The organism is Corynebacterium sp. HMSC068G04 (genome assembly GCF_001814885.1).
Lineage (GTDB): Bacteria > Actinomycetota > Actinomycetes > Mycobacteriales > Mycobacteriaceae > Corynebacterium > Corynebacterium hiratae.
The window spans coordinates 194,714-218,235 of record NZ_KV818291.1 but is presented as its reverse complement, the minus strand read 5'-3'; the positions used below and the strand labels follow the sequence as shown (position 1 = coordinate 218,235).

General features: G+C 61.2%; 23 protein-coding genes. 15 read left to right on the top strand and 8 right to left on the bottom strand.

All coding sequences use genetic code 11. The features are described 5' to 3' along the window. Positions 1–29: 29 nt before the first annotated feature. The gene (locus tag HMPREF2993_RS01245; protein ID WP_070512658.1) at positions 30–1,418 is read right to left on the bottom strand and encodes a protein adenylyltransferase SelO family protein; all 1,389 of its coding nucleotides are present in this window, start codon (positions 1,416–1,418) and stop codon (positions 30–32) included. Next, a complete protein-coding gene (locus HMPREF2993_RS01240) occupies positions 1,411–2,226 on the bottom strand; it encodes a PhzF family phenazine biosynthesis protein (protein ID WP_070512662.1) in 816 nt (271 codons plus the stop codon). Before HMPREF2993_RS01240 ends, HMPREF2993_RS01245 begins: the two co-directional genes overlap by 8 nt. Before the next feature lie 51 nt (positions 2,227–2,277). Here HMPREF2993_RS01240 and HMPREF2993_RS01235 point away from each other — a divergent pair, with 51 nt between their 5' ends. Next, complete coding sequence (locus HMPREF2993_RS01235; RefSeq protein ID WP_210401533.1) at positions 2,278–3,591, top strand: DUF4921 family protein; 1,314 nt, start codon at positions 2,278–2,280, stop codon at positions 3,589–3,591. A 45-nt stretch (positions 3,592–3,636) separates the two neighbouring features. Here the strand turns inward: HMPREF2993_RS01235 and yaaA are convergent, their stop codons facing one another. Continuing rightward, positions 3,637–4,359, bottom strand: coding sequence for a peroxide stress protein YaaA (yaaA, locus tag HMPREF2993_RS01230; protein ID WP_070700542.1), 723 nt, complete (start codon positions 4,357–4,359; stop codon positions 3,637–3,639). 32 nt (positions 4,360–4,391) lie between these two features. Between yaaA and HMPREF2993_RS01225 the strand changes: the two genes are divergently transcribed. Next, positions 4,392–6,161 (top strand): proline--tRNA ligase, encoded by a 1,770-nt coding sequence (locus tag HMPREF2993_RS01225; protein ID WP_070700539.1) that lies wholly within the window; start codon positions 4,392–4,394, stop codon positions 6,159–6,161. Positions 6,162–6,171: 10 nt separating this feature from the next. Here the strand turns inward: HMPREF2993_RS01225 and HMPREF2993_RS01220 are convergent, their stop codons facing one another. Beyond that, positions 6,172–7,011 (bottom strand): hypothetical protein, encoded by an 840-nt coding sequence (locus HMPREF2993_RS01220; protein ID WP_070700536.1) that lies wholly within the window; start codon positions 7,009–7,011, stop codon positions 6,172–6,174. 37 nt (positions 7,012–7,048) lie between these two features. Here HMPREF2993_RS01220 and rimP point away from each other — a divergent pair, with 37 nt between their 5' ends. From rimP to HMPREF2993_RS01175, 9 genes are all read left to right on the top strand, one after another. Continuing rightward, positions 7,049–7,615, top strand: coding sequence for a ribosome maturation factor RimP (gene rimP, locus HMPREF2993_RS01215; RefSeq protein ID WP_046648076.1), 567 nt, complete (start codon positions 7,049–7,051; stop codon positions 7,613–7,615). Between the two features lie 3 nt (positions 7,616–7,618). Continuing rightward, entirely contained in the window at positions 7,619–8,635 is a 1,017-nt protein-coding gene (nusA, locus tag HMPREF2993_RS01210) for a transcription termination factor NusA (protein WP_046648077.1), read from the top strand. A 120-nt stretch (positions 8,636–8,755) separates the two neighbouring features. Next, on the top strand, positions 8,756–9,091 hold the full coding sequence (locus tag HMPREF2993_RS01205; RefSeq protein ID WP_046648078.1) for a YlxR family protein: 336 nt from the start codon (positions 8,756–8,758) through the stop codon (positions 9,089–9,091). A 109-nt stretch (positions 9,092–9,200) separates the two neighbouring features. Further along, a complete protein-coding gene (gene infB / locus HMPREF2993_RS01200; RefSeq protein ID WP_070700534.1) occupies positions 9,201–11,918 on the top strand; it encodes a translation initiation factor IF-2 in 2,718 nt (905 codons plus the stop codon). Positions 11,919–12,069: 151 nt separating this feature from the next. Next, positions 12,070–12,513 (top strand): 30S ribosome-binding factor RbfA, encoded by a 444-nt coding sequence (gene rbfA / locus HMPREF2993_RS01195; protein ID WP_046648080.1) that lies wholly within the window; start codon positions 12,070–12,072, stop codon positions 12,511–12,513. Next, a complete protein-coding gene (locus HMPREF2993_RS01190; RefSeq protein ID WP_070700531.1) occupies positions 12,514–13,476 on the top strand; it encodes a DHH family phosphoesterase in 963 nt (320 codons plus the stop codon). Continuing rightward, the gene (locus HMPREF2993_RS01185; RefSeq protein WP_046648083.1) at positions 13,477–14,775 is read left to right on the top strand and encodes an MATE family efflux transporter; all 1,299 of its coding nucleotides are present in this window, start codon (positions 13,477–13,479) and stop codon (positions 14,773–14,775) included. 44 nt (positions 14,776–14,819) lie between these two features. Continuing rightward, a complete protein-coding gene (locus tag HMPREF2993_RS01180; protein ID WP_046648084.1) occupies positions 14,820–15,641 on the top strand; it encodes a metallophosphoesterase family protein in 822 nt (273 codons plus the stop codon). After that, entirely contained in the window at positions 15,634–16,308 is a 675-nt protein-coding gene (locus tag HMPREF2993_RS01175) for a 4'-phosphopantetheinyl transferase family protein (protein WP_046648085.1), read from the top strand. Before HMPREF2993_RS01180 ends, HMPREF2993_RS01175 begins: the two co-directional genes overlap by 8 nt. 9 nt (positions 16,309–16,317) lie before the next feature. Here HMPREF2993_RS01175 and truB read toward each other — a convergent pair whose 3' ends face one another. Continuing rightward, complete coding sequence (gene truB / locus HMPREF2993_RS01170) at positions 16,318–17,211, bottom strand: tRNA pseudouridine(55) synthase TruB (RefSeq protein WP_070700528.1); 894 nt, start codon at positions 17,209–17,211, stop codon at positions 16,318–16,320. A 37-nt stretch (positions 17,212–17,248) separates the two neighbouring features. Here truB and HMPREF2993_RS13310 point away from each other — a divergent pair, with 37 nt between their 5' ends. From HMPREF2993_RS13310 to HMPREF2993_RS01150, 4 genes are all read left to right on the top strand, one after another. Further along, complete coding sequence (locus HMPREF2993_RS13310) at positions 17,249–18,229, top strand: bifunctional riboflavin kinase/FAD synthetase (protein ID WP_070700525.1); 981 nt, start codon at positions 17,249–17,251, stop codon at positions 18,227–18,229. Continuing rightward, entirely contained in the window at positions 18,230–19,147 is a 918-nt protein-coding gene (locus HMPREF2993_RS13305; RefSeq protein WP_049155436.1) for a nucleoside hydrolase, read from the top strand. Positions 19,148–19,225: 78 nt separating this feature from the next. After that, positions 19,226–19,495, top strand: coding sequence for a 30S ribosomal protein S15 (gene rpsO / locus HMPREF2993_RS01155; RefSeq protein WP_010190317.1), 270 nt, complete (start codon positions 19,226–19,228; stop codon positions 19,493–19,495). A gap of 139 nt (positions 19,496–19,634) precedes the next feature. Beyond that, on the top strand, positions 19,635–21,905 hold the full coding sequence (locus tag HMPREF2993_RS01150; RefSeq protein ID WP_070700522.1) for a polyribonucleotide nucleotidyltransferase: 2,271 nt from the start codon (positions 19,635–19,637) through the stop codon (positions 21,903–21,905). Positions 21,906–22,002: 97 nt separating this feature from the next. Here the strand turns inward: HMPREF2993_RS01150 and HMPREF2993_RS01145 are convergent, their stop codons facing one another. The 3 genes from HMPREF2993_RS01145 to HMPREF2993_RS01135 all read right to left on the bottom strand — a co-directional run. Next, on the bottom strand, positions 22,003–22,605 hold the full coding sequence (locus HMPREF2993_RS01145; RefSeq protein WP_246822298.1) for an AMIN domain-containing protein: 603 nt from the start codon (positions 22,603–22,605) through the stop codon (positions 22,003–22,005). A gap of 67 nt (positions 22,606–22,672) precedes the next feature. After that, entirely contained in the window at positions 22,673–22,810 is a 138-nt protein-coding gene (locus tag HMPREF2993_RS13990; protein WP_070700518.1) for a VOC family protein, read from the bottom strand. Between the two features lie 272 nt (positions 22,811–23,082). Further along, positions 23,083–23,522: HNH endonuclease signature motif containing protein (locus HMPREF2993_RS01135; RefSeq protein WP_141758234.1), on the bottom strand; the 440-nt coding region annotated here is incomplete at its 5' end.

Here is a 23,522-nt window from a genome sequence, read left to right as displayed (position 1 = left end):
GGTGGTGTGTTCCCTTCTGTTTTGCACTCTTAGGTGCCGCAGTAGGTGAGATACCCCTCCGTGCCACCGGGCTGTTCATAGTCCGGTGCGGGGTCGAAGGGGTGGGTCGTGGCCTGGAGAAGGCGGGAGAACTCATCAAGATCGCCCAGCGCGGCTTCGACCAGACGCGGGCGGGGAATCACACGCGGCACGCTTCGCTCGAGTCGCGCAACGTCGGGGCCACTCGCGCAGTAGGCGTCAACGAACTGCGTGCCCGCGAACGCCTCATAAGCGGCTGCCGGTGTACCTGCCGCGGCGCTGACGAGAGCTCGGTGGGCCTGAGTGAGGTCTGGGCTCGCCTCAGTGAGTGCGGTGCTGTAGTCCCGAAAAAGCTCTTCAGGCATCTGCAAGCGCTGCAGTGCTTCGGCTCGCCGTGCTTTCTCGAAGCGTTCCGCAAAGGAATTGATGGCTTCCTGGGCCCAAGCGAGGGCGGAGTCAGGGGAGTCGTCGAGAAGCGGCAGCAGGGATTCAGCGAGCCGCGCGAGGTTCCATCCCACCATGTCGGGCTGGCGGCCAAAGCGGTAGCGGCCCTGCGTATCGATGGAACTAAACCAGGTATCGGGATCATAGTTTTCCAGGAATGCGCAGGGGCCGTAGTCGATGGTCTCGCCCGATAGCGTGGTGTTATCCGTATTCATCACGCCGTGGATAAAGCCCAGCTGCATCCATCCGGCGACCGTAGCGGCTTGCGCATCCATGGCACGGATGAACAATTCCTGATAGTCGGCACCGGGGTAGTGGCGTTCAATGGTGTAGTCAGCGAGCTGTTCGAGCAATCCGGGCCGCTGAGACTGCGCGGCGAAGTGAAAGGAGCCGACGCGAATGTGGCTTGCGGCCACGCGCACCAGCACGCCCGCCTCCTCCACCACTTGGCGTTGAATGGGGCGGCCGGTGGCAAGGACCGCGAGGGGCCGAGTAGTGGGTACCCCCAGGGCATGCATCGACTCGGAGAAGAGATACTCGCGCAGCATCGAGCGCAGTGTGCCACGACCATCAGAGCCGAAGCGCGAGTACGGTGTGGGTCCCGTCCCCTTGGCGTGCAGATCCCACAGACCTGCCGGGTTATGGGGAGCGGTGGGGCCTGTGACCTCTCCCAGTAGGAGAGCGCGGCCATCACCCATGGATGGGTTGTACTGCCCGAACTGAAAGCCGGCGTAGGCCATGGCGTGGGGAGCGATGGGGCCGCGGCCGAGGAGAAACTCCACGCCTTCGTCGCTGCGCAGCCAGTCTGGGTCGAGCCCGAGCGCAGAAGCCAGCTGTTCATTGAGCACCACGATCCGCGCCGCGGGCTGTTCCTCCCCTCGGGCCTCGGAGACGAAGTGGGGCAGGCGGTGGGCGAACTCAGTGTGCAGCTCGAAGGGAAGGGAAGGTTTAGGCATCGCAGGACTCCAGAGTGCCGCGAACGCGCACGTGGACGTTGCCGCCCACCCAGATGTTCCCGCCGTCGTCATCGATGAAGACTCGACCAGCGCGTCCTACCTGGCGACCTTGGGCCGCGGTGTAGCGAGCAGGAACTGCATTCTTGGCGCGGAGGAATTGGGCAGCCCCGCCGTTGAAGGACCCGGTGACGGGATCCTCGAAGTGCCCGGTAATGGCTCGTACTTCATACGCGGGGGCATCACCACCGGTGAGGCCGACCACGCCGACCTTCACGCCAGGCGTGGGTGTGGGGTTGAGTTCGCGTACTGCCTCGGCGGAATCCAGCTGGATGAGGCGCCATCCGGGGCCGTTGTCTACCCAGCCGGAGTCAACGATGCGGTCGACGTCAACTCCGAGAACTGCAGCTGCATCGGCTCGTTCGGCATCGCTGAGAGCCCCCTCGCGCACCAAGGGTGGGGTAGCGAAGGCGAAGCGTCCGTCCTCCTGGCGCACGGTGACCAGGCCTACACCGCATTCCTGAATTAAGGTGCCGCTTTTTTCAAGCAGCTCTGCTGCCACCCGGGCGGTGCCCAGCGTGGGGTGGCCGGCGAAAGGAAACTCTTCGTAGGGGGTAAAGATCCTCACCCGGTAGTCCGCGCGTGGATCCGTAGGCGAGCACAGGAACGTCGTCTCAGAGAAATTGGTCCAGTGCGCGATGCGCTGCATCTCTTCGGTGCTCAAGTCATCGGCATCCGCGACCACGGCGAGGGGATTTCCGCTGAACGGACCAGTGGCGAAGACATCTACTTCAAAGAATCGGTGCTGCATGGACCCCAAGCCTAGTCGCACCGGTGGGTGCGGAGGTCTACGCTGGGCTGCATGAGCGAAGCACTCTTTAGCCGCGTCGAGCCCATCCAAACCATGGCTGATGGGACCGTCAAGCAGGTCAACCCCTTCTCCGGAACGGAGGTGTGGACGGTGCCTGGCCGCGGCAACCGCCCGCTCGCGCATCCAGCACAGGACCCACAACCGCTGGCGGCCGATGCTTTCACGCACACCTGCGCCTTTTGCTCAGGCCGCATGCTGGATACCCCACCGGAAAAGTCCCGTATTCTGGCTTCGGGGGAGATTCAGCGCGGCCTCCTTCCTCACGAGCTGGATGAGTCCGTACCAGACTTTCGCCGCGTGCCCAACCTTTTTGAGATCGTGTCCTATGACTATTGGCACGAGAACTATGGCTTCACCATGGACCCCGACGTGGCCCGCCACAAGGAGCGCTACGAGTCCGACGAAGCTGGGCGCCTGCATGTGCTCAATGTGGTGCGCACCAAGCTCAAGGCGGCGGGGAAGGATGCCGCGCTGGACGACGAATCCCTGCTCGCCCTCGCCGATGGCTTCTTCGGAGGTGGCCACGACGTCATCATTTCTTCGCGCCACTTTGTGGAGGGTGCGGTCGATGATAGTCAGCTCGCGTCCTCCGGCACGCTGAGCCCCGATGAGCACTTCCTGCTGACAACATTCACTGCGGAATCGACGCGCGAGCTCTACCAGCGCAACCGCTATGCCTCTTATGTCGCCGTGTTCCAGAACTGGCTAGCACCGGCGGGCGCGTCCTTCGATCACCTGCACAAGCAGCTCGTCGCTATTGACGCCTTAGGTATGGCTGCCCACCAAGAAAACGCGATTCTGCGGGCGCACCCGAATATGTACAACGATTGGGCGGTTGGCTACGCGGCAAAGCGCAACCTCGTTATCGCCGAAAACGACTATGCGGTTCTCTTCGCCGGCTTTGGCCACCGCTATCCCACACTGGAGATCTTCTCCAAGTCGCCGCGCTGTGAGCCCTGGGAGCAGACCCCCGGTGAGGTTCGCGGGATGTCGGACCTTATCCACGCAGCGCATGCCGCTGTGGGTCCGGATGTGGCCTGCAATGAAGAGTGGCACCACCGCCCGCCCAGCGTGGATCTGCCGCAGCCGTGGCGTGTGATGATCAAGCTCAGGGTATCGACCCTGGCCGGTTTTGAGGGCGGCACGAAGGTGTACATCAACACCATCGATCCCTGGGGATTGCGCGATCGCATCGTGGATGCCATGTTCCGCCTGCGCGAGCGCGGCAAGATTGCCTCCGGTATCGCGATTGCCACTGAGTGCGAGCTCAAGCGCAACAGCTTGCGCTATAACCCATTGGTTTGAATGGCCCCGCTTCTCCGGAGGCAGATAAATTGATAAATAGATAAATCAGACCACGAGCACCAGCTCGGAACCGCGCAATTCGGTGCTCATGCCTGCCTCCTGCGCAGCACTGGCCGCATCCTTGAGGGAGGAGACGCCTTCACCGTGGAGGGCCAGCACGCGTGCGAGCTCCCCTTTGTAGTGCTTGTTGAAGTGAGAGACCACCTTGCGGGAGCCATCCTCTTGCACCGTCTCCACGCGCACGGTGGCGGCGTCCTTGAGCTTGCCCAGTTGCTGGTAGGTGCCCGAGCGCATATCGAGGAGGAACTCGTCGGCGTCGACAAGCGCGCGCAGCTCCTCCGTAATGGCCGTACCCCAGCGCGACTTCAGCGTCCGCCCGCCCAGTTTCGTACTACCGGAGAGTCGGTAGTGCGGGATGAGGTCATCGGCGCGCACCAGACCAAATAGTGCATCGCCCACGGCGAGGTAGCTCCGCGCTTCCGAGGGAAGGGTGGGGGCGTCGAGGACGTCGTACAGCACGCCGGTGAAACGCTCCAGCGCGGGCATGGTCGGGGAGGATGTTAGCTCGCGGTTAGACTCGGCCTCCCCGCGCAGCTTCTCTGAGAGCTTGAGTACTTTAAGCGCCTCCTCGACGTCGAGGGAAGACAATTCTGCAGCGATTTCTTGGCGGATCGGATTCAACGCGGGAAACGAAAGCTCGTCCCAATTCAGGGCCGCGCCGCTGCCGCCATGTGCTTTGGTCTCAGAAGGAGGGAGGATGATCAGCATGGCTACATGCTAGCGATGTAAACTGAGCAACCATGATTACACGTCTTTCTGAGCTTTTCCTCCGCACTCTTCGTGAGGATCCGGCTGATGCCGAAGTCCCCAGCCACAAGCTTCTCGTCCGCGCAGGTTATGTGCGCCGCGTCGCGCCGGGTGTGTACACCTGGCTGCCACTGGGGCTGCGCGCCATGCGCAAGATTGAAGACGTAATCCGGCAGGAGATGAACGCCATCGGCGGCCAGGAGATGCTCTTCCCGGCGCTGCTGCCGCGCGAGCCTTACGAGCAGTCGAACCGCTGGACGGAGTACGGAGATAACCTCTTCCGCCTCAAGGATCGTAAGGGCGCTGACATGCTGCTTGGCCCGACCCATGAGGAGATGTTCACCACCGCAGTGAAGGATATGTACTCCTCGTACAAGGATTTCCCGGTCACGCTGTATCAGATCCAGACGAAGTACCGTGATGAGGAGCGCCCGCGCGCCGGCGTGCTGCGCGGCCGCGAGTTCACCATGAAGGATTCCTATTCCTTCGACATGACGGATGAGGGGCTCGATGAGTCCTATGCCCGCCACCGCAAGGCTTACCAGAACATCTTCGATCGCCTAGAGATTGATTACGCGATTTGTAAGGCCACCTCCGGCGCGATGGGTGGCTCGGCCTCTGAGGAGTTCCTCGCCGTGTCTGAGGTAGGCGAAGATACCTTCGTGCGGGCCACCGAGGGCGATTACGCCGCCAACGTGGAAGCAGTGGTGACCCAGGCACCGGAGGAGATTCCCTTCGACGGCCTGCCGGAGGCACAGGAGCATGAGACTCCGAAATCCGAGACCATCGAAACGCTGGTGGAGTGGGCTAACAGCGCCGGCATTACGGTCGCCGGCCGCGAAGTCACCGCAGCGGACACCCTCAAGTGCATGATGATCAAGGTGGCAGCCCCCGCAGCTACGGAGGAAGAGAAGGAATGGGAGCTCGCGGCCGTCCTCATTCCGGGCGACCGCGCGTTGGATGAAAAGCGCTTGGAGGCCTCTCTCGAACCGGCCGAGTTCGAGCTCGCCAGCGATGAGGATTTCAAGAAGACCGACTTCCTGGTCAAGGGCTACGTTGGCCCGCGTGCCCTCAACGCTCACGACGTGAAGGTTTATGCCGACCCGCGCGTGGTTTCCGGCACCTCCTGGATTACCGGTGCCGATGCCCCGCAGCGTCACGTCGTCGGTTTGGTGGCTGGCCGTGACTTCACCGTGGATGAGTTTATCGAGGCCGCCGAGGTCAAGGAAGGGGACCCGGCACCGAACGGCCAGGGCACTCTGACGCTGGAGCGCGGTATCGAGTTAGGGCACATCTTCCAGTTGGGCCGCAAGTACACCGAGGCTTTCGACGTCCAGATTCTGGATGAGAACGGCAAGCGCGCCGTGCCGACCATGGGTTCCTATGGCATTGGTGTTACGCGCATGCTCGCGGTGCTGGCGGAGCAGCGCCACGATGAGAAGGGCCTCAACTGGCCGGTGGCTGTGGCCCCGTACCAGGTGCACGTGGCCGTAGCGAACAAGGATGCCGCTGCCCTCGAGGCAGGCCAGAAGCTGGTGGAGGATCTGGACCGTGCGGGCGTGGAGGTGCTTTTCGACGATCGCCCCAAGGTCTCCCCAGGCGTGAAGTTCAAGGATGCAGAGCTTCTGGGAATGCCGTTCATCGCCATCCTGGGCCGTGCCTTTGCTGACGGCATCATCGAGCTGCGCATCCGCGGCGGCGAGACCCGCGAGGTCCCCGCCGATCAGATCGTGGAGACGCTCACCGAGCTCATCCGCGGCTAGAGTTCTTCGGCTAGGCGGCGTGGAAGCGGTGTGACTGCGCCGCGACCGCGATGAGCCAGCGCTGCCACGGGGTTGACGGTTCAGCCGAGGTGGCAGCATCGGTCCACTTCAGTGTGTCGTTGTGCGCGGCCTCGTCGATGAATGCGAGCGCTGAGTCGGCGTCCGTCGGCAGGCTTCCTGCCGGTGAATCGTATGCGGGCGCGGCCTGCGGCACGGCGCCGAGCTTTTCCAATTGCCCCTGAAGCTGCAGGACTCGGTGCTCATGCATACGCAAAAGCTCATCAACGTGAGCCTCCTGGTCGGGGGACACATAAGAGCGCGCGAAATCGAGGGCATAGACCTGTTGGTACTCCCATTCCAAGAGAGCAGCGGCGGTATCGCGTTCCTCCTCGGTGAGCTCGGGGGCTTCAGCAAGCTCATCATCGTTCCACGCAGCGAGCGCAATAGCTTGTGCTACTACAAGAGCGCGGGATTCCTCAGGAACGCTGCTGATGTTCTCTTCTGAGGAAGAGGAAGCGTCGTGAAGCACGGCGGCGACGTCAGCGGAATCACGAGGGACAACCTCACGGTCGACTGCGCAAGAGCGAGGAGCATTTCCTTCCTCATCACGGCCGCATAGACGCTCGATTTCGTCATAAAGCTGCTCAGCCTGCTCCGCGCGTAGGGCCGCGGCATCCGCATCAAGCTCTTCCAAGGTGAGAGCATCCGCGCTGGCGGCTTGAGCAAGTGACGTGAGGGAGGAGTCCGCGTGGGGGCCAAAATAGTCCACGATCGCGTCGGTGGCTTGGCAGCCGCCCAACCATGGGGCGGCGCAGACAAGGAGGGCGGGCACAACTACTCGGCGGTTCACGCGATAGACCCTACCCGTGTGACCTAGTCTAGAGCGCATGGCATTCCCAACACCCGCACAACTGACCGAAATCCTCCAGCCTGTTGCCGCCGCACGCGGCCTCGACATCGAAGATGTGAAGACTACACGAGCTGGTAAAAAGTCGCAGGTCATCATCCGTATTGATTGTGATGAGCGTCCGAGCTCCGATCTCATCGAAGAACTTTCGCAGGAGATTTCCGAGTTTTTTGATGCACAGGAGGAAGCGGGCACTCTTAACTTTGGGGCAGGCTACACCCTAGAGGTCTCGACCCCCGGCGTGGATTTTCCGCTCAGCGCACCACGCCATTGGCGTCGGAACCAAGGAAGGCTGGTCGGCTATGCGTTGAGCGACGAGCCCGGCACCACCCGTGTCGCCAGAATCGGTGCTCTCTCCGCGGACGAAGAATCAGTGGCGCTCATCACGGCCGTGAAGAAGGAGGTGCGCTATCAGGTCGAGCGATTGGAAAATGTGAGCCGTGCAGTGGTAGAAATTGAATTTGCTCAACCTTCAGCACAGGAGCTGGAGGCGGCAATGCAGACGTTCGACTTCGCCGAGCAGAACTCGGCAACCCGAGAGGACTAACAAGTGAATATTGATCTAGAGGCACTCCGCACGATTCAGCGCGAGCGAGGCGTCCCGGTGAAGGACTTGCTCGAGGCAATCGCGGGTGCCCTTTTGTATTCCTACCTGGATCACCGTGCTGAGTCCGCTGAGACGAAGGCGGAGGGGACAAAGTCCCGCGTGGATATCGACGCCGATACCGGCGCCGTTGCCGTCATCGTGACGGAAAGCGATCTGGAGACCGGAGAGGTCGTCAGCGAGTACGACGACACCCCGGATAACTTTGGGCGCATCGGCGCCCAGGCTGTCCGCGATGCCATCCTGCGCAAGCTGCGCGAAAACGAAGCGGAGCGGACCTATGATTCCTATTCAGAATTGATCGGCACGGTGGTGTCGGGCGTCGTCCAGCGCGATATCCACGCCAACAAGCGCGGCGTTATCGTGGTGCAATTGGGTACCGAGCACGATTCGCAGGATGCTTTCCTGTTGCCGGCCGAGCAGCTGCCGGGGGAGAAGCTCGAGCACGGTGACCGCGTTAAGGCTTATGTCGTGGGGGTAAACCGCAACGGGGCGAAGGTGCAGATTACGCTGTCGCGTACCCACCCAGAGCTGGTTCGCGGCCTCTTCGAGCTGGAGGTCCCAGAGGTGGCCGACGGCGCAGTCGAGATCATCGCCATCGCCCGTGAGGCTGGACACCGCTCCAAGATCTCCGTTCGCGGCCACGCCAAGGGCCTCAACGCCAAGGGTGCATGCATCGGCCCGAAGGGTTCCCGCGTCAGCAACGTGATGCGTGAGCTCGGCGGTGAAAAGATTGACATCATCGATTACAACGAAGACCCAGCCGTCTACGTGGGTAATGCTCTCGCACCGTCGAAGGTCGTGCGCGTAGAAATCCTCGACGAGGAAGCACAGGTAGCCAAGGTAACCGTGCCGGATTACCAGCTCTCGCTCGCTATCGGCAAGGAAGGGCAGAACGCTCGCCTCGCAGCTCGCCTGACCGGATGGAAGATTGATATTCACTCCGATGCCGCTCGTGACTAGCTTTCCAACCTGCCTGCGGTGGGATTAAAGGTTTGTCCTATTTTCGCGTAGACTAGACAACGGCCCACATGCAGGAATGCTGTGGCGTAGTAGTAGTGGTGATTCGACGTAAGGAGTGGGATGTCTCAGGGACAGCGACTCCGCACCTGTATCGCCACGCGTCAAAAGCATCCCGACACGGAATTGCTCAGGATTGTCGCCGATAGGGACGATCCCACAGGAAGCCGTGTTGTTCCGGATCCGCGCCGCCGCCTCCCCGGCAGGGGAGCGTGGATTAGGCCAGATCTGGAGGCAGTAGAGCTGGCGGAGCGAACCCGTGCCTTCAGGCGCGCGCTCCGATTGTCCACAGACGTGGACACAGGTCACGTACGTGAGTACCTCGCTGCTCGGCAGCAGGTGCAGTCGGCGGGCAACAGCCCGTGCGACCCAGAGTTAAAAAGGAAGACCGAACACTGATGAGCGCACAACCATGAAGCAGCATCAGCGATGAAAGTCCATAGCCATTAACTAGGGGTCAAGCCGTATTCCGCGGCCTTGGCTCCTAGAAAGATTAAAGAGGAGACAAGTGCCCGGAAAGCTACGTGTACACGAGTTGGCAAAGCAGCTCGGCGTAACCAGCAAGGAACTACTCGCCACGCTGAAGGAACAAGGCGAGTTCGTCAAGACCGCATCCTCGACCATCGAACCGCCGGTGGTCAAGAAGATGCGCGCACATTATGAAGCTAAGGGTGGCAACGACAAGCCGGCGGAGAAAACCGCGCCGGCAGCCTCCCCGGCTTCTGCTGCCAAAAAGGCGGCAGAGAAGAAACCAGCAGAGAAGCAGCCGGCTACCGCCGCTAAGCCTGGTCCGAAGCCGGGGGCAGCGCCGAAGCCGGGTGCCGCTCCCAAGCCGGGCGGCGCCCCGAAGCCGGGAACTGCGCCTAAGCCGGGCGGTGCCCCGAAGCCGGGTGCACAGCGCAAGAATGCGGACAAGCCTGGCGAGCGCGCAGTTACACCGCGCTCCATGCCGAAGCCTGGTGGTACCCGTCGCGTCGCCAATAACCCGTTCTCCACGGGCGGCTCGAGCGATCGCCCCAGCCCCGGACCACGTCCGGGCGGCAGCAAGGGGCAGCGCTCCGCCGGCAAGCCTGGTGATAACCGCGGTGGCAAGGGCGGAGCACGCCCGCAGGGTGATGGCAATCGCAGCGGCGGACGCCGCCCATCGCCGGCCATGATGCCTTCGCATCCGAACCCGGCCAGCATGCCGTCGAAGGCCGCAGGCAGCGGCGGTGGCGGTCGCGGCCGAGGTGGTCGTGGCGGCGGACCGGGCCAGGGTGGCCCAGGCCACGGTGGTTTCCGTGGCGGACGCGGCGGTCGCCGCGGTGGTACCGCTGGTGCATTCGGTCGCCCTGGTGGCGCACCGCGTCGCGGCAAGAAGTCGAAGCGTCAGAAGCGCCACGAGTTTGAAGAGCAGCAGAAGCATGAGGTAGGCGGCGTACGCCTGCCTGACGGCGGCGGCAAGGTAGTTCGCCTGCGCCGCGGTGCTTCCCTGGCTGACTTTGCCGAGAAGATCGGTGCGGATCCCGCAGCATTGGTTCAGGCATTGTTCAACCTCGGCGAGATGGTGACGGCTACGGCCTCCGTATCCGAGGACACCCTGCAGCTTTTGGGCTCGGAGATTAATTACGAGGTCCAGGTTGTCTCACCGGAGGACGAGGACCGTGAGCTGCTCGAGTCCTTCGACCTGCAGTTCGGTGAGGACGAGGGCGGCGAAGAAGCCCTTGAGAAGCGCCCGCCAGTCGTTACCGTGATGGGTCACGTTGACCACGGTAAGACCCGCCTTCTGGACACCATTCGTAAGACCAACGAAGGTGCGGGTGAGGCCGGTGGCATTACCCAGGGCATCGGTGCCTACCAGACCACGGTGAATCTCGAGGATGGCCCGCGTACCATCACCTTCCTGGATACACCGGGCCACGAGGCGTTTACCGCCATGCGTGCCCGTGGTGCCAAGTCCACCGACTTGGCCATCCTGGTGGTCGCCGCTGATGACGGCGTGATGCCGCAGACGATTGAGGCGATTAACCACGCGAAGGCAGCGGACATCCCGGTCGTCGTCGCGGTCAACAAGATTGATAAGCCGGAAGCTTCCCCGGATAAGATCCGTGGTCAGCTCACTGAGTACGGTCTGGTGCCGGAGGAATACGGCGGCGACACGATGTTCGTGGACATCTCCGCGAAGAACAACATCAACATCGACGAGTTGCTGGAGGCTGTCATCCTGACGGCGGACGCTGCACTCGAGCTCACCGCTAACCCGGATATGGATGCGCAGGGTTCTGCGATCGAGGCTCACCTCGACCGTGGCCGCGGTCCGGTGGCAACCGTCATCATTCAGCGCGGTACGCTGCGCATTGGTGATTCCATCGTGGTTGGCGATGCGCATGGACGTGTGCGTCGTATGCTCGATGAGTTTGGCAACGACGTGGAGGAGGCCGGCCCGTCCCGCCCGGTCCAGGTGCAGGGTCTCAACGGCGTGCCTGGTGCCGGCGACAACCTCTTGGTTGTCGAAGATGACCGCGTCGCTCGCCAGATTGCCGCACAGCGTGACGCGCGTAAGCGTTCTGCTCTGCAGGCCAAGGCCCGCAAGCGCGTCTCCCTCGAGGATCTGGATGCAGTGCTCAAGGAAACTTCGACGCTCAACCTCATCCTCAAGGGCGACAATGCCGGTTCCGTCGAAGCTCTGGAAGATGCCCTGCTGGACATCGAGGTCGACGACGAGGTTCAGCTCAACATCATCGACCGTGGCGTCGGTGCTGTGACGCAGACCAACGTCAGCCTGGCTGCGGCTTCCGACGCCGTCATCATCGCCTTCAACGTTCGCGCTGAAGGCAAGGCGACGGAGGAAGCGAATGCCGAGGGCGTTGACATCCGCTACTACACCGTGATTTACCGCGTCATCGAAGAGGTTGAGGCAGCTCTCAAGGGCATGCTCAAGCCCATCTACGAGGAGCGGGATACCGGTGCGGCGGAGATCCGCGCGCTGTTCAAGTCCTCCGCCGTCGGCACCATTGCCGGTTGTATGGTCACCGAGGGCAAGGTCAAGCGCAACGGCAAGGTTCGCCTCGTGCGCGACGGAAACGTCATCGTCTCCGATGCCAAGATCGAGTCCCTGCGCCATGAGAAGGATGACGCAAACGAGATCAACGCCGGCTACGAGTGCGGTATGGTCCTGTCCTACCCGGACATCCAGGTAGGCGATATCATCCAGGCCTACGAGGAAGTCGAGGTCCCGCGCGACTAATTACATCTGAGCTCTCCGCTCACTAAGAGCGCTCAGATAACAAAGCCCAGCCAGGAAAGTTTCCTGGCTGGGCTTTAATCATTTCGGCCGAAAGGTGCAGAATCGGTATCCTAGACTAGTTGCCAGTACCCGTACGCAAAGGAGCTTCACCATGGTTGATCACGCACGCGCCGCGCGCATGGCAAAGCGCATTCAGACAATCGTTGCCAGCGCTATTGAACGCCAGATTAAGGATCGTCGCCTTGAGCTTGTGACCATCACGGATGCCCGCGTTACGGGTGACCTGCACGATGCCACCGTGTACTACACGGTGCGCGGCGCGGATATCGAATCCGAGCCGGATTACGATCAGGCTGCCGAGGCTCTCACGCGAGCTAAGGGGCAGTTGCGCAAGATCGTGGGCGACGAACTGTCGGTTCGCTTTACGCCGACGCTGTCCTTTGAGCTTGACACTGTCCCCGAGGCGTCCGCTCACATGGAGGATTTGCTCGCCCGCGCCCGTGCCCGCGATGCGGAGTTGGCCAAGTTGAAGGAAGGCGCGCAGCCGGCTGGTGATGCGAATCCGTACAAGACCTCGGATAAGGAAGAGGACTAAGTGTCACGAACCAACTACGAAGCCGCAGTTGATGCGCTGGTGCAGGCCAGCAGTATTTGCATTATCACGCACTTGCGCCCAGACGCCGATGCTGTCGGCTCTGCGGCGGCCCTCACCTTGGCGCTGCGCCAGCGCGGGAAGCAGACCCGCACCGTGATCGGGCAGCGCCGCGATATTTCCGCCAACCTATTCTCCATTCCTACCGTGGACGAGATTGAGCTGGTGGATGAGCTTCCGCAGGGCTACGACCTTTATGTCACTGTGGACTGTGGCTCGATAGAACGGACAGGTTCGGTAGCGCAGGGGCTCGAGAAAATGGCCGCCGTCGGCCGCGTCCTATGTATCGATCACCATGCTTCTAACGACGGCTTCGGCGCCATCAACGTGGTGGATCCAGTGTGTGAGTCCACCACGGTGGTTCTGCTCGATATCCTGGATAGGCTTTCCATCCAGATCGATCGCGTCATCGCGCACTGCCTGTACGCGGGCCTTGTCACCGATACTGGTAACTTCCGGTGGGGCCGCCCAGCCATGCATGATATCGCTGCGCGCCTGATGCTCTATGGGCTCGACACCAAGCAGATTGCGCTGGAACTCATGGATTCCAGCACGGCCGATGACCTGCAGATGATCGGACGCGTGCTCTCAGGCCTCAGGATTGAGGAAGCAGGGGAGCACCGACTGGCTGTTCTCTACGTGCCGCATGAGGAAGTCGCGTCTCATGCCGATTCCGCTATTGAGTCTTTTGTCGACTATGTCCGCGCATTGAAGGGCACTGACATTGGAGTGGTCTTCAAGGAACAGGCGCCCAATGTGTGGGCAGTATCTTTGCGTTCCTCTGCGGTCAACTGCGCCGAAGTGGCCCTCACCTTCGGCGGCGGTGGGCATGTTCCGGCCGCTGGCTATACCGCGCACGGAACGCCCGAGGAGGTTATCGCGCAGCTGGTAGGTGCGTTGTCCTAAATGGCTTCCGAGCAACCAGTCAAGGTATCTGCCGCGGAGGTTTTCCGCCTCGCTGTGCCCGCTCTGGGCGTTCTCGCGGCGATGCCGCTTTATTTGCTCCTGGATACCGCGGTGGTGGGCCGGCTTGGAGCGGAGGATTTGGCCTCGCTGGGAGCTGCGGCCACGCTACATTCCGTGGTCACGACCCAGCTGACCTTCTTGTCTTATGGCACGACCGCGCGAGCCTCTCGTTTATTCGGTGCGGGTAAGCGGGAAGAGGCTGTGGCGGAGGGCGTGCAAGCAACGTGGGTTGCCGTGGGCGTGGGGTTGGTGCTCGCTATCATCATGTGGCTCTTTGCCGGCGTCTTTGCGCTGTGGTTGACTGGCAATCCAGATACGGCGCGGGGGACAGCACAGTGGCTGCGAATCGCGGCCGTCGCTATTCCTTTTACCCTCATCAACATGGCTGGCAACGGCTGGATGCGCGGTGTTCAAAACACCCGCAAGCCTCTCTACTTCACCCTTGCAGGTATGGTTCCTGGCGCCATCGCGGTGCCTATTTTCGTGCACTTCTGGGGTCTGCCGGGCTCAGCTCTGGCCACGGTGCTGGGCATGGGGATCATCGCGGCGTTCTTCGTGGCGGAGCTGCGCCGCGAGCATGCCGGTTCGTGGGAGGTCCGCTGGAGCGTTGTGCGTCGGCAGCTCGTGTTGGGGCGTGACCTCATCGTGCGTTCGTTGAGTTTCCAAGTGGCATTTTTGTCGGCGGCAGCGGTGGCCTCGCGTATCGGAACTGCCCAGTTGGCTGCGCATCAAATCATGATGCAGATGTGGAACTTCCTGTCCCTCGTTCTGGATTCCCTCGCTATCGCTGCCCAAGCATTGACCGGCGCGGCATTGGGGGCAGGGTCAGCGCGCTATGCCCGCACGGTGGGAACCAAGGTGACGCTCTACTCGACGTCTTTCTCCCTCGCGCTCGCAGCGGTACTAGGCCTCGGCGCCGGTGTCATTCCGCAGATTTTTACTACGAGCCCGGAGGTCCTCGAGGTCATTTCCGGCCCGTGGTGGGTTATGACTTTCCTCGTCATTATTGGCGGCGTCGTTTTCGCCCTAGACGGCGTTCTCCTAGGCGCTGGGGACGCAGCCTTCCTCCGCACGCTCACCCTCGCATCGGTGCTCTTGGGCTTCCTCCCCGGTGTCTGGTTGGCCCTGGTTTTCGGCACCGGCCTGACCGGGGTGTGGGGCGGAATCGCCGCGTTCATCCTCATCCGCATGGTGGGCGTGGTGTGGCGCTTCTACTCAATGCGGTGGGCGCAGGTTTAGCCCTGTGGTAAAAGTAGAGAGAATGTTTGTGTGAAGGAGGCGCTATGACCACGTTGTGGGCTGTCTCCGATCTCCACGCGGCGGTGCGAGTCAACGGGGACCGTATCGAGGAACTCGTTCCGCCGAATCCGAATGACTGGTTGATTGTGGCGGGCGATGTGGCCGAGCGCATTGACCTTGTCATCAACACCTTGGCGCGGCTGAAAAACCGCTACGCCACCGTGATCTGGGTGCCCGGCAATCACGAACTCTTTTCCCGCGGCCAGGACGCGTATCAGGGACGTGAAAAATACGATCGGCTCGTGGAGGGCTGCCGGGAGATTGGCGTGGTTACCCCAGAAGACCCTTTCCCGGTTTTTGGAGGGGTTACTGTCGTCCCGCTTTTTACGCTGTATGACTACAGTTTTCGTCCGCCGGGAACAACGGTAGAGCAGGCGCTCGCGAGCGCGAAGCAGAAGCAGATCATCATGACCGATGAATTTGCTATCGCCCCGTTCGTCGATGTCCGCGCGTGGTGCTGGGACCGCTTGGCGTATTCCATCAAGCGCCTATCACGGGTTGAGGGCGAGACCGTCCTGATCAATCACTGGCCACTGGTGCAGGAGCCAACCTTGTACCTGCGCTGGCCCGAGGTGGCGTTGTGGTGTGGAACCCGCCACACGCGTTCCTGGCCGCGGCGCTACAACGCCAAGGCGGTCATCTACGGTCACCTCCATATGCCTAACCGAGCCAACATTGATGGAGTAGACCACATTGAGGTGTCTTTGGGCTATCCGCGTGAGTGGCAAGCGCACGGACATCTCCAGCCGTGGCCATATCCGGTGCTGAGTATCGATGCGAAGACAGGGAGGGCAGAGCATGCTTGAGCCTTCCCTCTTCCCGGAGTCAGCGCGATATTGCTATGTGCGTACAGACGAGTCGATGACCGATCTGCTCAATTACAACCACCTATCCCCGGAGGAGCGCTCCGTGGTCTCCCAAGCCGTGGACGTGCGCAAGTCCGAATTTGGGGATGCACGCTGGTGTGCCCACCAAGCCTTGAAGGAGCTCAACTACACCGACAATGAGCCGATTCTGCGCGGCGAGCGAGGCATGCCGCTGTGGCCGGAGGGCTATACCGGATCGATGACGCACACCGAAGGCCTGCGTGCAGCGGTAGCAGCGCCAACCACCCACGTGCGCTCGATGGGGCTGGATGCCGAACCCGCGGAGCCTTTGCCGGAGCATGTGCTGACGATGATCGCTCGGCCGGGGGAGATGCCGCAGCTGGCTCAGTTACAAGCGGCGGGTATTTCCTGCCCGGACCGCCTGTTGTTCTGTGCCAAGGAGGCCACCTACAAGACCTGGTTTCCCATGACCCGGCGGTGGCTTGATTTTGACCAAGCGGAAATTGACCTGCGCCTAGACGGAACGCTCGTCTCTTACCTCTTGGCACGGCCGACTCCAGTGCCGTTTATTACGGGGCACTGGATCATCCGGGATGGCTATGTCATCGTTTCTGCTGCCGTTCCAGCGCTCAATTTTGACAGGTAAACCGGGTCACTAAAGCGTCGAGGGCCGCGCGACGAAAACCGTGGCTAAGCGCTTTCCTTTCTCCTTGACCAGGGCAATTGACCGTCCCTGCGGATCGACGGCCGCGTACGTGCCTTTCAGCCCACGCGGCTCCAGCCATTTGCCCATAGCCAGAGCCTGGGCCTCATCATCGGTGACTTCTAAAACCGGATAGCTGCGAGTGAGAGCCTCATCGAGACTCAGGGACAGCGTCGGGGAGTCCTCGAGAGCAGAGAGGGGGAGGGCGTCGTCAAGCGTGAAAGGGCCCACCTCCGTGCGGCGCAGCGTGGTAAGGTGCCCGCCGACGCCGAGGGCTTCACCCAGATCCCGAGCCAGCGAGCGGATGTAGGTTCCCGAAGAACACGCGACCGACACGTCTAAATCTACGAATTCGCCGCAGCGCCGCGTATCGAGGATATCGAAGCGGCTGACCGTTACTGGGCGCGCGGGGATCTCAACCTCTTCGCCTGCCCGCACCCTTTCGTGCGCGCGTTTACCATCGATCTTGATAGCGGAGACCGCTGCCGGCCGCTGCAGAATATCGCCGGTCAGCGCAGCAACCTCGTGCGCAATGGCAGAATCTTCCACACTGGTTGCCGGTTTGCCCCACGTAGCTTCACCTTCCGCATCGTCGGTGTGGGTAGCCATGCCGAGGCGAATCGTGGCGTCGTAGGCCTTGGTGGAGGCCACCATGTGCGCGAGGAACTTGGTGCCACGTTCGAGGCCTACAACGAGCACTCCCGTGGCCATCGGATCAAGCGTGCCCGCGTGGCCCACCTTGCGGGTGCGGAAGAAGCGGCGGAGTTTTCCCACGACGTCGTGCGAGGTCATGCCGGCGGGTTTGTCGACGACCACGAGGCCGGAACGTTCGAGCGGATCAGTCATGCCCTGCAGTCTAGGGCACCGGCCGCAGTGGGATAGCATGGTGCCCGTGGATATTTGGTACGGAATCGATAGCATCCCCACTGACCTTGGCCCGACCTCGGTGACAATTGGTGTCTTCGACGGCCTGCACCGCGGGCACCAACAGCTCGTGAGGAAGGCCGTTGAGCACGCACACAGACATGGACAGCGCGCGGTCATGGTGACCTTCGATCCGCACCCTGTTTCCGTCTTCTTGCCGGAGCGCGCGCCGCTCTCCGTGATTACTTTTGAACGCCGCATGCAACTGGCGGAAGACATGGGCATCGAGGCCGTGCTCGTCATCGACTTCACCGAAGAACTACGGGGCGTTGAGCCACGCGAGTACGTGACGGACCTCCTTGTGGGGCGCTTGCACGCAGAACACGTCGTGGTGGGGGAGAACTTCACCTTCGGCGCAGGCGCGTCCGGCACCGCGGAGGCGCTAGCGAAATTCGGTACCGAGTTCGGGTTCGACGTTGGCATTGTGCCTTTGCTTGACGACGACGGCGAGCGCATCTGCTCCACCAACATCCGCGCCGCTCTTGCCAAGGGCGATATCGCGCGCGCCAATTGGGCGCTGGGACGCCACTTTACGGTGACCGGTCCCGTTGTGCGTGGCGCAGGACGGGGTGGAAAGGAGCTTGGTTTCCCGACCGCCAACCAGTATTTCCCGGAATCCGTCGCCATTCCAGCCGATGGCGTCTACGCGGGCTGGTTCGTGGTCGAGCCCACCGGCGCCCCTTTGGAAGGAGACATGGAGCCCGGCGTTCCTTATCCGGCCGCTATCTCGGTGGGCACGAACCCTACCTTTGGCGATGAGGAGCGCTCTGTGGAGTCCTTCGTGTTGGACCGCGATGCCGACCTTTACGGCCACGAAGCCACCGTGCATTTCGTCGACCACGTGCGTGACATGGAGAAATTCAATTCCGTGGAGGAACTCCTGACAGCTATGGAACGAGACGTTGCTCGAGTTCGTGAGATTCTGGCACGCGAGGCTTAAATGAAGATCATCCTCGACCTCGACACCGGAATCGACGATGCCCTCGCTCTCGCCTATGCCGTAGCGCACCCTGATCTCGAGTTGATCGGGGTCACCGGCACCTATGGCAATGTGCCGGTGGCGCTGGGCGTGCGTAACTCGCTGGCGTTGCTCGAGCTTCTCGACGCCGAAGATGTCCCCGTCTTCACCGGCCCGACGCGGACGGGCTTTAGCGTTGCCCCCATTTCAGCTTTCATCCATGGCCGCAATGGCCTTGGGGAAGTACTTCTGCCTCCTCCGCGCCGCAAAGCACACGAGGATGCAGTGGGCTTTCTGATCCGTTCGGTCCGTGAGCATGGTGAGGATTTGGTCATCGTGCCGACGGGACCGTCGACAAGCATTGCAGCCGCCATGCGCAAAGACCCGGACTTCGCCCGCAACGCCCGCATCGTCATGATGGGCGGCGCCCTGACCGTGCCCGGGAACGTCACGCCCTATGCCGAGGCGAATGTCTTTCAGGATCCCGAAGCCACGGACTATGTATTCCGCCATGCTCACGACCTCACGATGGTGGGGCTCGATGTCACGCTGCGCACGTTGCTCACCAGGGAGCATACGAAGCAATGGCGCGGTACACCCACTGGCCGTATCTACGCGGACATCGTGGACTACTACATTCGTGCCTATAAGACGACCTCGCCGCACCTTGGCGGTTGCGGGCTCCACGACCCTTTGGCGGTAGCAGTAGCAGCCGATCCTTCGCTGGTTACATGCCTCGACCTCAACCTGCGGTGTGAGGACAGTGGGCGCACGATCGGCGATCCGGAACGCCTAGATAACCCCACCACTCGCGTGGCCGTTGCAGTGGATGACGGTCGTTTCGTTGATGATTTGATGTCGAAGCTCGGCAGCCTCTATACTTCTACTTCGGCTTGCTGACTGCGGTCCACAGTAGTCACGGGCAGCGCCTCATGGCGCAACATTTCATGTGGACTGAAATACAATAGGAGATTCTCCATGGCTTTGAGCACCGAGAAGAAGGCTGAAATCCTCAAGGAGTACGGCCTGCACGAGACCGATACCGGTTCCCCGGAGGCACAGGTTGCCCTGCTGACCTCCCGCATCAACAACCTGACCGAGCACCTCAAGGATCACAAGCACGATCACCACTCCCGCCGTGGTCTGCTTCTCATGGTTGGTCGTCGCCGCGGCCTGCTGAAGTACCTGGCAGCCAACGACGTTGACCGTTACCGCGACCTGATTTCTCGCCTGGGTCTGCGCCGCTAAGCGCTTAACTTTTCAACCCCCGCACTGCGTGCGGGGGTTTTCTTATCTCATCTGCTAATATTCTTGGGCGTTGTCAGAAAACATCGAAGAAGAGGCGGCACCGAAGATCGCCATGACAGCTCCAAGGAGAGTTACATCCATGAGCGCTAAGAACGCTAAAAAGCAACCGAACAATTCCGTCGAGTTTCTTATCGACGACGATTACGGCATCACCGAGGCCATCGCCACCCTGGACAACGGCGATTTCGGCACTCGCACCATCCGTTTTGAGACAGGCCAGCTGGCTCGCCAGGCCGGTGGCTCCGTGACCACTTACCTGGACGAGGACACCATGCTGCTGTCCACGACCACCGCTTCTAACCAGCCGCGCGAAGGCTTCGACTTCTTCCCGCTGACCGTGGACGTCGAGGAGCGCATGTATGCCGCAGGTAAGATTCCGGGCTCCTTCTTCCGCCGCGAGGGGCGTCCCTCTACTGAAGCGATTCTGGCGTGCCGCCTCATTGACCGCCCGCTGCGCCCGACCTTTGTCAAGGGTCTGCGCAACGAGGTTCAGGTTGTTGTCACGGTCCTCTCCATGGATCCGGAGGAGTACTACGATGTCGTCGCTATCAACGGCGCTTCTGCCTCCACACAGCTCTCTGGCCTGCCTGTATCCGGCCCGGTGGGCGGCGTGCGCATGGCGCTGATTGCTGATGATAAGCACCCGAAGGGCCAGTGGGTGGCCTTCCCGAACAACGAACAGCACGAGCGTGCTCTCTTCGAGATGGTCGTTGCCGGCCGCATCGTGAAGAAGGGCCGCAAGGACGACGTTGCCATCATGATGGTGGAGGCAGGCGCCGGCGTGAACGTGGCTGAACGCATCAAGGAAGGCGCCCCGGCACCCCAGGAATCCACCGTGGCCGAGGGCTTGGAAGCTGCCAAGCCCTTCATTAAGACGCTGTGTGAGGCTCAGGCAGGTTTGGCTGAGCGCGCCGCGAAGGAGACACAGGAGTTCCCGCTCTTCCCGGCCTACAGCGAGGATGTATACGAGGCAGTGGAGAAGGCAGCCTCCAAGAAGCTGCAGAAGCTGCTCACCATCCCGGGTAAGCAAGACCGTGATGATGCAACGAACGAGTACATGGAGCAGATTGAAGCCGATCTCCTTGACGAGTTCGATGACCTTGAGGAGGCGGATGCCTCCAAGCAGATCCGTAACGCCTTCAACGCTGTGATGAAGGATATCGTCCGTAACAAGATCCTCACTGAAGGCTTCCGCATTGATGGTCGTGGTGTTACTGACCTGCGTGACCTCGGCGTGGAGGTGGATCTCATCCCGCGTGCCCACGGCTCCTCCCTATTTGAGCGTGGCGAGACTCAGATCCTAGGTGTCACCACCCTGGACATGCTCAAGATGGAGCAGCAGATTGACTCCCTGACCCCGGTGGAGTCCAAGCGCTACATGCACCACTACAACTTCCCGCCATACTCCACGGGTGAGACCGGCCGCGTGGGTTCCCCGAAGCGCCGCGAGATTGGTCATGGTGCGCTGGCTGAGCGTGCTTTGCTGCCGGTTATCCCGTCCCGTGAGGACTTCCCGTACGCTATCCGCCAGGTCTCCGAGGCTCTGGGTTCCAACGGTTCAACTTCCATGGGTTCGGTGTGTGCCTCCACCTTGTCCCTGTACAACGCAGGTGTTCCGCTCAAGGCTCCGGTGGCGGGCATCGCCATGGGCCTTGTCTCCGGTGAGGTTAAAGGTAAGGAGAAGTTCGTTGCGCTGACCGATATCCTCGGCGCCGAGGACGCTTTCGGCGACATGGACTTTAAGGTCGCAGGTACCTCCGAATTCATCACCGCTTTGCAGCTGGACACCAAGCTGGATGGCATTCCTTCGCACGTGCTTGCCGACGCCCTCGAACAGGCCCGCGACGCCCGTGCCGCCATCCTCGACACGATGTCTGAGGTCATCGAGGGTCCAGACGAGATGTCTGGCCTTGCCCCGCGTATTACCTCGGTGACGATCCCTGTCAACAAGATTGGTGAGCTCATTGGTCCGAAGGGCAAGACCATCAACGCCATCACGGAGGAAACCGGTGCCGATGTTTCCATCGAAGAAGACGGCACGGTTTATATCTCTGCGGCTACTGGTGAGGCTGCTGAGGCCGCAATCGACCGCGTGAATAGCATCGCTAACCCGCAGCTGCCGAAGGTGGGCGAGCGCTTCCTTGGCACCGTGGTGAAGACCGTAGCCTTTGGTGCCTTCGTCTCCCTGACCCCGGGCCGCGATGGCCTTGTGCACATCTCGAAGCTGGGTGGCGACGAGCGCATCGAAAAGGTCGAGGACGTCGTCAATGTTGGCGATAAGATTCAAGTGGAAATCGCCGACATCGATAACCGCGGGAAGATCTCCCTGGTTCCGGTTGAGGAGGACTAATCCTCAGACTAGCTAGGACTACTAGGACCTCCTAGAACAAGGGCCCTGTAACCCAGGAATTAGCTGGGGGGCAGGGCCCTTATCGTTTCACCACACGTCAATCCTGGAAGTCGAGAACTAGGCGTTTAGGGGCCTCCAGGAAAGTCACTGAGTACGGCGTCTTCTTCTGTAGTCCAATGATCAATTGGGTTTGTGCCTCGAATGAGGCCGTGTATACGACTTCTCTCACCACACCGGTGCCAGGAGTAGTTCCCGGCTTCATATATTTTTCTTCGAGTTTGGGGGTGGAAGGCCACGGAGTACCTTCGATCCCCAGATTGAGAAAAGTGTTTCCCTTTACTTCGACTGGATGACCTGATGCCTGCTGACGAGGATCGTCGGTATAAGCGGTGAACCAGCCGGGCTCACCTTCTCCTTCGAGGTCAACCACCACCCGCGTGAAACCGTCATGAGCACCTACGCGCACGCCCGTCGGAATGAGGCCGCCCAACCGATCTGGCATGTGGTGTTGGTCATCAATCGCAGCCGTCCCCATACCCGCAAAGGCAGCAACATTGGCATCCTGTTGTGAGGGAGCAGCCTGCGTGTCTCTGGACGGCGGCTCCGGCCCATCGATAGCAGCGGAGCTAGACGGAATTGCATTGAACTGCGGCGTCGGAGTCGTGTCTGACCCACGCTCCGCGCATGCAGTGAGAGGCATTACGCATACGGCGCTAACGGCTGCGAGGATAGCGACGGAAGAAGGTAAGTGTGACATTTTTTATTCTCTATTTCTTGAGCTGTACCAGTTGGATGAGGTTTCCTACGGTGTCATCGAAGACGGCGATGATGGAGGGGCCGACGTCGGTAGGCACCATAGTGAAATGCACTCCCTTTTCAGTGAGCTCGCTATATTCCCTCTCCACGTCTGCGGATAGGAACTGGGTGACAGGGATACCGTCAGCGAAGTCGTGAGCGAGGGCAACATCATCGACGGGTACTGAGGCAATGTAGATCTGCGTTCACTCCATCCTAACCGGCATCACTAAGTCCAGCCGGTCCCAATGGCAACAGTTGGGGCGAGCCTGACTGGGCTTCGGCAGTGCAGTCGTCGTCTGTGACGACGGTGGTTGTGTTCCTGGTTTCTTGGGTTTCCTTTCTGCTGGATTGGTGTCGTCGTTTTATTCGACGGCGGGGTTTAGAAGGGGATGTCGTCGGTGCCTGCGTCTGTGACGGTGTTGCCCTCGGCTTCGGCTTCGGCTTTGGCTTGGGTTTGTTGTTGTGCGTAGTCGTCGAGTTCTTGTTTCAATTGTTGGGCTTGCTCGCGTACGCGTTTTCTGGTGTTGGTGATGTGTTGGGCGACTGTTTGCGCCCAGCGTTTCTGCTTGGGCGCTAATGGCCCGTCGGCTTCGGTAATTGTCCAGGTGCCGTCTTCGTAGAGCCAGATGACATCCCCGCTGTAGGGGTCCAGCAGGTATTTGAGGGTGCCATCGGTTTTCATGTTGTGATGGCCTTGGCATAAACACGCTAGGTTCTTCGGGTGGGTTGGCCCGCCTTCGGCCCAGTTGTGCCGATGATCCAATTGGCTTAGGAAAGCCGGTTTGTTGCATCCGCCGACCCGGCAGGTACCGTCGCGGC

Coding starts and splice junctions, on each gene's coding strand:
- HMPREF2993_RS01245 (WP_070512658.1), bottom strand. CDS start 1,418: ATGCCTAAACCTTCCCTTCCCTTCGAGCTGCACACTGAGTTCGCCCAC.
- HMPREF2993_RS01240 (WP_070512662.1), bottom strand. CDS start 2,226: ATGCAGCACCGATTCTTTGAAGTAGATGTCTTCGCCACTGGTCCGTTC.
- HMPREF2993_RS01235 (WP_210401533.1), top strand. CDS start 2,278: ATGAGCGAAGCACTCTTTAGCCGCGTCGAGCCCATCCAAACCATGGCT.
- yaaA (WP_070700542.1), bottom strand. CDS start 4,359: ATGCTGATCATCCTCCCTCCTTCTGAGACCAAAGCACATGGCGGCAGC.
- HMPREF2993_RS01225 (WP_070700539.1), top strand. CDS start 4,392: ATGATTACACGTCTTTCTGAGCTTTTCCTCCGCACTCTTCGTGAGGAT.
- rimP (WP_046648076.1), top strand. CDS start 7,049: ATGGCATTCCCAACACCCGCACAACTGACCGAAATCCTCCAGCCTGTT.
- HMPREF2993_RS01205 (WP_046648078.1), top strand. CDS start 8,756: ATGTCTCAGGGACAGCGACTCCGCACCTGTATCGCCACGCGTCAAAAG.
- rbfA (WP_046648080.1), top strand. CDS start 12,070: ATGGTTGATCACGCACGCGCCGCGCGCATGGCAAAGCGCATTCAGACA.
- HMPREF2993_RS01185 (WP_046648083.1), top strand. CDS start 13,477: ATGGCTTCCGAGCAACCAGTCAAGGTATCTGCCGCGGAGGTTTTCCGC.
- HMPREF2993_RS01180 (WP_046648084.1), top strand. CDS start 14,820: ATGACCACGTTGTGGGCTGTCTCCGATCTCCACGCGGCGGTGCGAGTC.
- HMPREF2993_RS01175 (WP_046648085.1), top strand. CDS start 15,634: ATGCTTGAGCCTTCCCTCTTCCCGGAGTCAGCGCGATATTGCTATGTG.
- truB (WP_070700528.1), bottom strand. CDS start 17,211: ATGACTGATCCGCTCGAACGTTCCGGCCTCGTGGTCGTCGACAAACCC.
- HMPREF2993_RS13310 (WP_070700525.1), top strand. CDS start 17,249: ATGGTGCCCGTGGATATTTGGTACGGAATCGATAGCATCCCCACTGAC.
- HMPREF2993_RS13305 (WP_049155436.1), top strand. CDS start 18,230: ATGAAGATCATCCTCGACCTCGACACCGGAATCGACGATGCCCTCGCT.
- rpsO (WP_010190317.1), top strand. CDS start 19,226: ATGGCTTTGAGCACCGAGAAGAAGGCTGAAATCCTCAAGGAGTACGGC.
- HMPREF2993_RS01150 (WP_070700522.1), top strand. CDS start 19,635: ATGAGCGCTAAGAACGCTAAAAAGCAACCGAACAATTCCGTCGAGTTT.
- HMPREF2993_RS01145 (WP_246822298.1), bottom strand. CDS start 22,605: ATGCCTCTCACTGCATGCGCGGAGCGTGGGTCAGACACGACTCCGACG.